We start from the raw sequence: 397 nt of genomic DNA on the forward strand, positions 1-397 counted from the left end.
AGTTTCTCTCTTTCAAGCTTTTTATAAATAGTATTTAAGTGTACAGAAGACAAAATCTCTTTATCAAGAATTATTTGTGGCGATAATTTTGGGGGAACCAAAATTTCAACCACATCCCTTGGACCAGGTACATCATTCTTATGCTGACAATATCCAACATTAGAATACATCAAAAAACAAATCTGATATAAGAAAAGATATTTAATTAACCTCATTTCACAATATTTACTGGTGCACTAAAGTAAGGAGAAAGTTTAATATCCTTAATATTTCTTGTTTGTCCATTTGGTAATGTCTGTAGCCATCCTGCATTATTAGTGACTTTAAAGTTATCTTGTAATGATAAACCAAGTCCAGTAGAATATCGTTTGAATACGGAGGTCACAAAATCCTTTGG

Annotated in this window: 2 protein-coding genes; both read right to left on the reverse strand. The window is 31.2% G+C overall.

The window, feature by feature from the left end; translation table 11 throughout:
• A partial coding sequence (locus GJU39_RS23735) for a hypothetical protein (protein ID WP_209437737.1) occupies positions 1-215 on the reverse strand: 215 nt, incomplete at its 3' end.
• Positions 212-397 (reverse strand): hypothetical protein (locus GJU39_RS23740; protein ID WP_209437738.1); only part of this gene is annotated, 186 nt, incomplete at its 5' end. The genes GJU39_RS23735 and GJU39_RS23740, both read right to left, overlap by 4 nt.

Origin of the sequence: Pedobacter petrophilus, from assembly GCF_009674725.1 — a bacterium.
Classification (GTDB): domain Bacteria; phylum Bacteroidota; class Bacteroidia; order Sphingobacteriales; family Sphingobacteriaceae; genus Pedobacter; species Pedobacter petrophilus.